This window comes from Chitinophaga sp., assembly GCF_035761305.1.
Taxonomy (GTDB): domain Bacteria; phylum Bacteroidota; class Bacteroidia; order Chitinophagales; family Chitinophagaceae; genus Chitinophaga.
In genome coordinates this window covers 1-8,873 of sequence record NZ_DASTRI010000202.1, presented here as the reverse complement: position 1 = coordinate 8,873, position 8,873 = coordinate 1, and the positions used below count along the sequence as shown (strand labels likewise).

The following is an 8,873-nucleotide window of genomic DNA, read 5'->3' as shown; positions in this document are numbered from 1 at the left end:
TTAAACGCTGCGCATCCGGCAGTAACCGGCCATTCATATCCCGTTGGTTATTCATGGTGCGGAACTTAATAATGCAGAATACTTTCCCGTGCAGCCCCGGCCGCCGCTGAAAAAAAAACGGGCGGCCATTGGTGGCAAGGGTAAGCAACAATAACAGCAGCAGCCAAACAGGCGCCAGCACCAATAAGGCCACCAGCGCTATAATGCCATCCAGCAAAGGTTTTATGACATGCCTGTATAATTTCATTTTTTAGCAACACCGTTTGAGGTTACTTTTTGCTGTATATGCTGCAAAAAGCGCCGGGCCAGCACCTGCCGGTCAAAATGAGTTTTTGCATACTGGAAACCGTTCTCACCTTCCTGCTCCAGCCGCACGGGGTCCTGCAGGTACTGGCGGATAACCCGGTTATACTCCGCTGCATTTTCCGGCTCCACATAGCAGCCCGCAGCGGCGGTTTCCACCAGCTCGCGCGATACGCCGTCAATAGCCATCAGTATAGGCTTTTTGCAGGCCATATAATCAAAGGTTTTATTGGAGTACACGGTCTTAAATGTATCTGCCTTCTTCAGTACCGATGCGCCCATGTCCGACGCCATTATATACTTAAACACCTCCTTTTTAGGCACAGGATCTAAAAACACCACGTTTTGCACCTGCTTTTCACGCGCCAGCCGCTGCAGCCTGCTTTTTTCCATTCCCTGTCCTATCAGCTGAAACAGCACCGGCGTATCTTCCAGCAGCTTGCCGGCATCCAGCACCTGCTCCAGGTGGTTGGCCACGCCATGCGCTCCCACATAGGTGATCACAAACCGGCCGTCCAGCCCGCGCATACGGCGAAAGCGCTCCGGATCGAAAGTTTGCAGCAGGTGGTCAGACAATGAAAAATCCGCGGCATTGGGAATAAACACCAGCTTACCTTCCGGCACCTTCTTCTGATCGCGCAGCGTATTATAAAAAGCCGGCGTTAACACGTTAATAAGCCTGGCCTTACGGTAAATAAACCGCTCGAACCGGTAGGCCAGCCATATGATAAACCGGTTCCGCAATACGCCGGTATCAATGGCGGATTCAGGCCACAGGTCGCGCACTTCAAACACCAGCGGCAAACCTTTCAGGCGGGAAATAAGGTAGCCTGAAAACCCTACAAACAGCGGCGGAGAAGTAACAATAACCGCATCATACCTACCCTTTACTTTAAATAAGCCTGCCCATAATGACGCAAACATAAAAGAAAAGTACCCCCATAAACGGCCTATAAAATTTTTGTTGTAGGATTCCGATACATGGCAGCGCCACACCGTTACCTGGCCCTGCAGCTTTTTCTTAAAATACAGGCCTTTGTATTCCGCTCTTTTTTCCGACCCGTTGGCGTGTATCATACCCGACAGTACAGTTACCGTGTGGCCTTCGGCGGTCCAGGAACGGGTAATCTCGTTCCAGCGCGAGCCGCCCGCGTCATCATCTTCCAGGAAGTACTGGTGAATTAAGAGGATATTCATAACACTGTTATTTGAGTAGTTATCTTGTTGCCAGCTGTTGTAAATATGATCTCCCGGCTTTCTTCCATTACTCCGTACAGCGCTGCATGCCGGCCGGGCTGCTCCTGCGGCAATACGCTGCCGGCGCCATCGGCCGCCTGCCACTGCAAACGGCCGGGCGATAAGGTATGCCAGCGCTGATGCATGCGCAATGCAGGGGGCTTGTTACGTATTTCATCCTCCACGATCCACACGGGCCGGCCTTTTTGTTTGCGGATGCGGCGGTAGTGTTGTATGTTCTTTCCCACCTGCGGGAATGCGGTAATACATCCTTCCCAGGTATATTCATCCTGTGTTTCATACAGCGCGGCATGCACGCACTGGGTCCATCCGTACCAGATAAACCGGGGCCCTTTTTCCATCTGGTCGTAAGTTTCCAGCATCACGGTGTTATGTGACGCCGTGCCCATGAAATAGCGCAGCGTTGCCGCGTCGGTGTTATACTTATAGCTGCCGGCATCCAGCAGTATATTTTCTCCTTTATACCATATGTCCAGGTGCAGGTTATCGGCCTGTGAGGGACGGTCTTTATGAGCGCCGCATCTTAAAAAGGTAAGCGTGTCTTCTTCGCGGCATATATAATAGCCGCCTGCAGGAAACTGGTAGCAGGCGTTACCCGCGCGCAGCACCGGTACGGGGTTTACAGGCTGCGCACAACCATACCAGCCGGCATCCTCATAGGTTTCGGGGAAACCGGCATCTTCTTCCAGCAGCAGGGCCAGCGCCTGCAGCTGGGGGCGGTAATCGCGGTAATGCTGCTCATTGAGCCGGAAGAAAAGGGCGCCGTCGTTGGCGCCGTAGTTGGGCAGCCAGCCGTTACTGTCGTTCATACATACCCGTAAGAACAGCAGGGAACGGCGGGCCTGCTCTTTTACCTGGCTGCTCCAGGTTTCCCCGTTCAGGGCCGCCAGCTGTAAAGCCCAGGTAAGCAGCTGCACCACCACACGGTGGTAGTTCATGGAAAACTGCAGGAAAGTACCATCGCTGTATACCTGGTATGCAAGCTCCTGCTCGAACCAGCGTTTGCCGGCGGCTTTCCACCGCGCCGCATCCGGCATGGCCGGGTACAGCAGCCCGCCCAGGTACAGGGCCAGCGTTTCTGTAAGCGCATGGTTGTTACGCACGGCTATACGGGAAAAATTAATATTGTTGTACACATGATGCAGCTGCCAGTAAATGGCATATTGTATCTTATCGAAAACAGCAGCGGTTAACGCCGGGGCATTCCGGTAGTAGAACAGCGCAAAGGTCCAGTTCAGCACCCGCAGGCTTATTTCCTGGCTGCATTTATAATGCGGGCCGCAGTTAACTTTGTTGGCATTTATCCAGGACAGTATTTCTTCCAGCACATAAACGGAGCAGTCTTCGCTATAGTGATAATCGTAGCGGATAACATCATACAGGTAAGCAAATCTTGCTTTTTCCCATACAAATTTTATATCGCCCGCAGTGCTGGAATAATCGTTTACCTGGGTCCAGTGGCAGGTGCTGTCGTACACATAGCCGGTATCGGGGTTCTGCATCCAGTTGCCGTTGGTGCCCACTTCGAGCAGGGGGCCGCTGAAAAAAGACAGGCGCCCCTGGCGAATATGCCGGTAACGCTCCGCCAGGGCAGGCTGCGGCTGCTTAGGCAGCGTTATCTCCTCCCGGCTTTTAAAAAAGAAATGTACCGGTTGCGCCTTCCATTGTTCCAGCGAAAGATATTGCCGGAAGGGCGGCGCCTGCGGGAACCTTTTTTTAAGCCAGCCGCTTTTACGCTGCAATTCGTAAACAGAGCGGAAGGTTATATAGCGCCAACCCATGTTACGTGCTACGTGCAGCCCTTTCCGTATGGTATGCAGCCTGTTCATGCTACCTGTGCGGGTTGTGGTTGTAAGCTAAACAATGCTACCAGCGCATCGGCAATACGCTCGGCGGTGCGCCCGTCCCACAGGGGTGGTATGGCGCCCTTTTTCCATTGGCCGGCAAACAAGCGTTCCATGGCCGGGGCCAGGGCTGCAGGGTTTGTGCCCAACAGCTCATTAGTGCCCAGGGTGCAGGTTTCCGGCCTTTCGGTACTGTCGCGCAGCGTCATACAGGGTACTCCCATTACGGTTGTTTCTTCTGTTATGCCACCGGAATCCGTGATCACGGCTTTTGCGTGCTCCACTAAATAGTTAAACTCCAGGTATGGCAGCGGCGCTGTTAAGTGCAGGTTGGCATGCGCCAGGGCTATATGCTCCAGCTGCCGGGCGGTACGCGGGTGTACGGGAAACACTACGGGTAAACCCCGGCTGTGGCGCATGATCTCGTTTATCAGCACGGCCAGGTGATCTTCTTCATCCACGTTGGCCGGGCGGTGCAGGGTCATTACCAGGTATTGCTGCGGTTGCAGACCCGCCTGCTCCCATACGGGCGGCGCATAAAACCGGGGCCTGTTTTTGAGCAGGGTATCTATCATGGTATTGCCTACAAAAAATACCTGGCCGGCCAGCTTGCCTTCTTTACGCAGGTTATTACCGGCTATTTCAGAAGTAGTAAAAAAGTAGTCGGTAATAGCGTCGGTTACCATGCGGTTTATTTCTTCGGGCATGGTAATGTCGCCGGAGCGGATGCCGGCTTCCACATGCGCCACCTTCACATGCATTTTCTTGGCTACGATAGAGCAGGCCAGTGTAGAAGTAACATCTCCCACTACCAGCACCAGGTCGCAGGGGTTTGCCATCAACTCCCTTTCAAAACGCACCATGATGTTGGCGGTTTGCTCTGCCTGTGTGCCGCCGCCGGCTTCCAGGTTCGCATGCGGCGCGGGTATGCCCAGCTGCTCAAAAAACGACTGGCTCATGTTGGCATCATAGTGCTGCCCGGTATGCACCAGCCTGTAGCTAATGTTATACCCCTGCTGCTGCCTGTTACGGATAGCGGCTATAACCGGCGCTATTTTCATAAAGTTGGGTCTTGCCCCTGCAATAATGGTGATCTGCATACGCAAACATTTTATTTACATAACATCGTTTAACACTTCTTTTTGCTGCGGCGCGGGCTGTTCCTGCGCTTCCAGGTATATCCACCGGCCCTGCTGCAGGCTTTCAATGGCGGCAAAGCTGGCCAGCGTGGTGTTCACAATCTCATCAAATGGTATCAGCGCCGGGCCGCCGTTGCATATACGTTCGTTAAACAGGCGGCATTGCGCGGCATGGCCTTTATCTAACCGGGTTTTTAATTTTGAAAACCCCTTAAAGCCATAACCACGGGTAATGCGGAAATTGTCAATAACCGCTGTGCGCTCCTGGCTATATACTTCTACCCGTTCCTTTGCATAGGCTTTGGAGCCGTTGGAAAAATAATTGATAACACCTGTGGAACCGTTCTCGTACCGCAGCAGGATAGACGCATTATCCGTTTGCGCAGCAGGATGCTTCCCCATGGCATTCATGCATACAGCTATTACCCTGCTGCCGGTTAAATAAGTAATAAGGTCAATAAAATGGCAGGCCTCTCCTATGATGCGGCCACCGCCTATTTTACCATCATGCACCCATACATTGGCAGGTATAAAGCCTGCATTCATGGTGGCAATTACATTCATGGGCGAGCTGCCAACCAGCTGCTTTACCTTTTGCGTGTGGGGTGAGAAGCGGCGGTTAAAGCCTACGGTAAGCGTAACACTGCCGTTATAAGCCTGCTGTACAGCTTCCAGCTCCTGGCGGTTAAGGGCCAGCGGTTTTTCCACGAATACGTGCTTGCCTGCCTGCAGCGCCTGTGCTGCAATAGCAGCGTGCGTATTATGCCGGGTAGTAATCATCACCGCATCTACAGCGGGGTCCTGCAGTATTTCAAGATTATCGGTGGTGCTAACGGCAATGCCGTGCTTACGGGCAAGCGTAGTGCCGGTAACGCCGCTGTTGCTGGCAATGTATTTTATATGGGCGCCGGCTTTTTGCAGGGCCGGCAGCAGCGTCATTTTGGTGAAGTTGCCGGCGCCAATAACAGCCAATACGCCTTTGGCGCCGGCAAAGCTCGCAGCGGGCAGCACCTGTATAAAGGGCTGGTGCACACTATGCGCGTTATAAACAAGTATGGAAGCAATGGAACGGCTGTGGCCTATGTTTTCATATACCTGCCGGTAATCTGCCAGCTCCACACGTTCGGTTATAAGCGGGGCTACCTGCAGCTGGTCGGCGGCTATGGCCTGCAGCACAGCGTCGAAATTGCGCTGCTCTGTCCACCGCACAAACGGTAACGGGTAATCGTAGCCTTTTTGCTCATACTGCTCATCATACCTGCCGGGCCCATAGGAGCAGGACACCTGGAAGCTCAGCTCTTTTTCATAAAAGGCCGCACGGTTAAGATGCAGGCCCACTACCCCTACCAGTATGATGCGGCCCCGCTTACGGCTCATGTGGGCTGCCTGTGCGATAATATCATCGGATTTGGCGGAGGCGGTAATGATTACGCCATCTGCACCGGTGCCATTGGTAAGCGTGCTCACGTACTTTACCACATCCGTACCTTCTGTGGGGTTAATACCGGTAATACCCAGCCGGCGGGCCAACGCGATTTTGCCGGGGTCAAGGTCCACACCAATTACCCGGCAGCCGTTGGCAACCAGCAGCTGCGCGGTTAACAATCCAATAAGCCCCAGGCCTGTTACCACTATGGTTTCGCCCAGGGTAGGATTACACAGGCGTATGCCCTGCAGGCCAATAGCTCCCACAACGGTGAATGCCGCCGCTTCGTCGGTTACATTATCCGGTATGCGGGCGGCCAGGTGCTTAGGCACGCATACAAACTCGGCATGCGGGCCATTAGAGGCAACGCGGTCGCCTATATTAAATGCTGTTACGCCTTCTCCTACTGCAATTACTTTTCCCACGTTGCAATAACCCAGTGGCAAAGGCTGCTCCAGCTTGCTGAAAACGGCTTCCAGCGTGGGCATTAATCCATCGGTCCGGATCTTATCCAGCACCTGTTTAACTTTGTCGGGCTGCTGACGGGCTTTTTGCACCAGGTTCGCTTTGCCAAACTCCACCAGCATACGTTCTGTGCCCAGCGATACCAGGCTGCGGGTGGTTTGTACCAGGATGCTGCTCCTGCCTACCTGCGGCGCGGGTACATCTTCAAGAATGGTGGCTCCTGTTTTAAAAGACTGGATGAGCTGTTTCATAACCTGTTTCAATTATTTTTAAATAGGCGGCGGCCTTTTCCTTCGGCGATAAAAAGCGGCTTAGCTGTTGCCGGCCGTTATGTGTCAGCTGCGCTCTTAACCCATCGTCAGCAGCGGCTTTATAGATCACATCTCCAATATCTCCGGGCGACAGCGGATCGAAATACAAAGCAGCATCGGCGCAGATATTGCGGGCAAAAGGCAGATCGGACGTGAGTATCACGCGGTCCATTTTCATAGCCTCTGCATAGGAAACAGAAAAGCACTCCAGCAGGGTTGGCAGGAACATCGCATCGGCCTGCTGGTATAAGGGCGGGCATTCTGCAATGTTCACCTTACCTGTGAAATGCAGGTAGGGCGCGTGCAGGGAAGTAACGCCCTTCAGTTCTTCCTTGTTAAAGGTTAATACAAAGCGGAATGAAAAACCGGGGTATTGCACCAGCAGGTATTCAATAACCTTTGGAATAATGGAAAGGTTTTTATGGATGTAGTTAACGGCCACGGTTAGCAAAGTAAAAGCGCCGGATGCCGGAAGAGCAATGTTGTAAGACCATTTAGCCGGATCATCAAATACCTGGTGGCAGGTGTTGGTTACAGTGTGCACCTCCTTGCCCGGCAACCGGTTCATCAGGTGTTTTCTAACATCATCTGTTTCCACGATGAACGCATCACAATCGTTCTTAAAGCTGTTCATGTGAAAGTGCTCCTTTACCTTCAGCAACAGCGCCTGCTTAAATGAGATGATCTTAAAAAAGGGAGAATATTTATACAGGTACTGCGCCTTGGCAAACCCGCAAATATGCCTGGCCCGGGGCCGCCAGTAAGGAGGGCCAAACACGGTGAGCACTACATCGGGACCAATACGATCTTCCAGCGCGGCCAGCTCTTTACGCAGCCGCCGCCGGCCGCGGATGGTAGCGGCGCCGGATCTTATATCGTAAAACACGAAGTTGGCGGGAAAAACAGTACGGTCTACCATAGCTGCCAGCTTTGCGGAAAGGAATACATGAAACGTATTACCCGTTGACGCCCTGCATTCGTTTAAAAAGGAGTGCGCCGCCGGCAGGCCGCCGCCAACACGTATAGTAGCTGTATTGATGACTATTTTCATAACTGGCTTTTCTTTGTATATAACCTGATGTAACGCTCACCTGCCGGCATATGCGATGGCAGCCGCAAAGCCGTTCAGCATGTTCTCCATGCTACATTCCTTCTCGTAAGTATATTGTGCGGCCGCAGCTTTCCGTTGCCACAAGGTATTATCTGAAATGGCTTTCACCAGCACGCCGTTTAATTGCTGAATCCTGTCTGTTGTATCGCCGCTGTCGGCATAGAAGTAGCTATTTTCGTCGTTACAGTAGGCAAACTCAGGCCCATGACCGGCGTTGGTGGTAGTAATTACCGGCACGCCGTAAGCAAAGCTTTGCGCTACCCCCAGCCCTACTGCGCCGGGAGATACGTAGGCTACCGCTTTACTGTAGTACCGGCAAATATGGTGTTCATTATACGTACCCCTTTCAAAAACCACCTTATCCGAAAGGCCCAGCGACGCAGCCAGCGCTTTTAACGTTGATATAAACGGCTGATCGCCGTCGCCTACAATGTACAGCTGGTATTTGTGCTTGTATTCCGCACTTAACAACGCATATGCCTGCAGCAATATGGGTATCTGTTTTCTTTGCTGCACACGGCCCAGGTAAAGAAAATAGTTCCTGTTCTGCAGGGAAAGCGGGCCATCCAATGTATTTTTAACCAATATTGTATTGTTTGCAACAAAACATTTATTCTCCTGCACACCTGTTCTGATCCGAAAGATCTCTTTGGTTTCCTTGGTATAAAAAATAAGCGCATGCGCCTTTGCCGCTATATAACGGCGTAATACCGTGGCCATTTCTATGCCGTGCGTTCTTCCGATACCATGCCCCCAAAGTATGGAACGGGTATGTTTACCTTTGAGCGTGAACGGCAATGCTACCAGGTTTAACCACCACAAATCAAACATTATGATCACACAATCGTATTCCTTAACGATCCTCCGCACACCGGGTGTATAACGAATGAATTTAAAGCGGTAGAACGGGCCCTGGTACCGGATTGTTTTAAAGGAAACAGCCCCGGGGTTACCGGTGAAATAAAGCACGGTTATATCATAACGCTTACCCAGTTCTTCAAAAAAAGGCACCCGGTA

Annotated in this window: 7 protein-coding genes; all 7 read right to left on the bottom strand. The window is 52.3% G+C overall.

The window, feature by feature from the left end; all coding sequences use genetic code 11:
- Positions 1 to 247: sugar transferase (locus VFS25_RS17105; protein ID WP_326463383.1), on the bottom strand; the 247-nt coding region annotated here is incomplete at its 3' end.
- Entirely contained in the window at positions 244 to 1,500 is a 1,257-nt protein-coding gene (locus VFS25_RS17100; RefSeq protein ID WP_326463382.1) for a glycosyltransferase family 4 protein, read from the bottom strand. The genes VFS25_RS17105 and VFS25_RS17100, both read right to left, overlap by 4 nt.
- Positions 1,497 to 3,389, bottom strand: a complete 1,893-nt coding sequence (locus VFS25_RS17095) for an alginate lyase family protein (protein WP_326463381.1) — start codon at positions 3,387 to 3,389, stop codon at positions 1,497 to 1,499. The genes VFS25_RS17100 and VFS25_RS17095 overlap by 4 nt, the downstream gene beginning before the upstream one ends.
- Positions 3,386 to 4,504, bottom strand: coding sequence for a non-hydrolyzing UDP-N-acetylglucosamine 2-epimerase (gene wecB, locus VFS25_RS17090; protein WP_326463380.1), 1,119 nt, complete (start codon positions 4,502 to 4,504; stop codon positions 3,386 to 3,388). The genes VFS25_RS17095 and wecB overlap by 4 nt, the downstream gene beginning before the upstream one ends.
- A 15-nt stretch (positions 4,505 to 4,519) precedes the next feature.
- Complete coding sequence (locus tag VFS25_RS17085; RefSeq protein WP_326463379.1) at positions 4,520 to 6,685, bottom strand: bi-domain-containing oxidoreductase; 2,166 nt, start codon at positions 6,683 to 6,685, stop codon at positions 4,520 to 4,522.
- On the bottom strand, positions 6,660 to 7,796 hold the full coding sequence (locus tag VFS25_RS17080) for a glycosyltransferase (RefSeq protein ID WP_326463378.1): 1,137 nt from the start codon (positions 7,794 to 7,796) through the stop codon (positions 6,660 to 6,662). Before VFS25_RS17080 ends, VFS25_RS17085 begins: the two co-directional genes overlap by 26 nt.
- Positions 7,797 to 7,832: 36 nt before the next feature.
- On the bottom strand, positions 7,833 to 8,873 hold a 1,041-nt coding region (locus VFS25_RS17075; protein ID WP_326463377.1), incomplete at its 5' end, for a glycosyltransferase family 4 protein.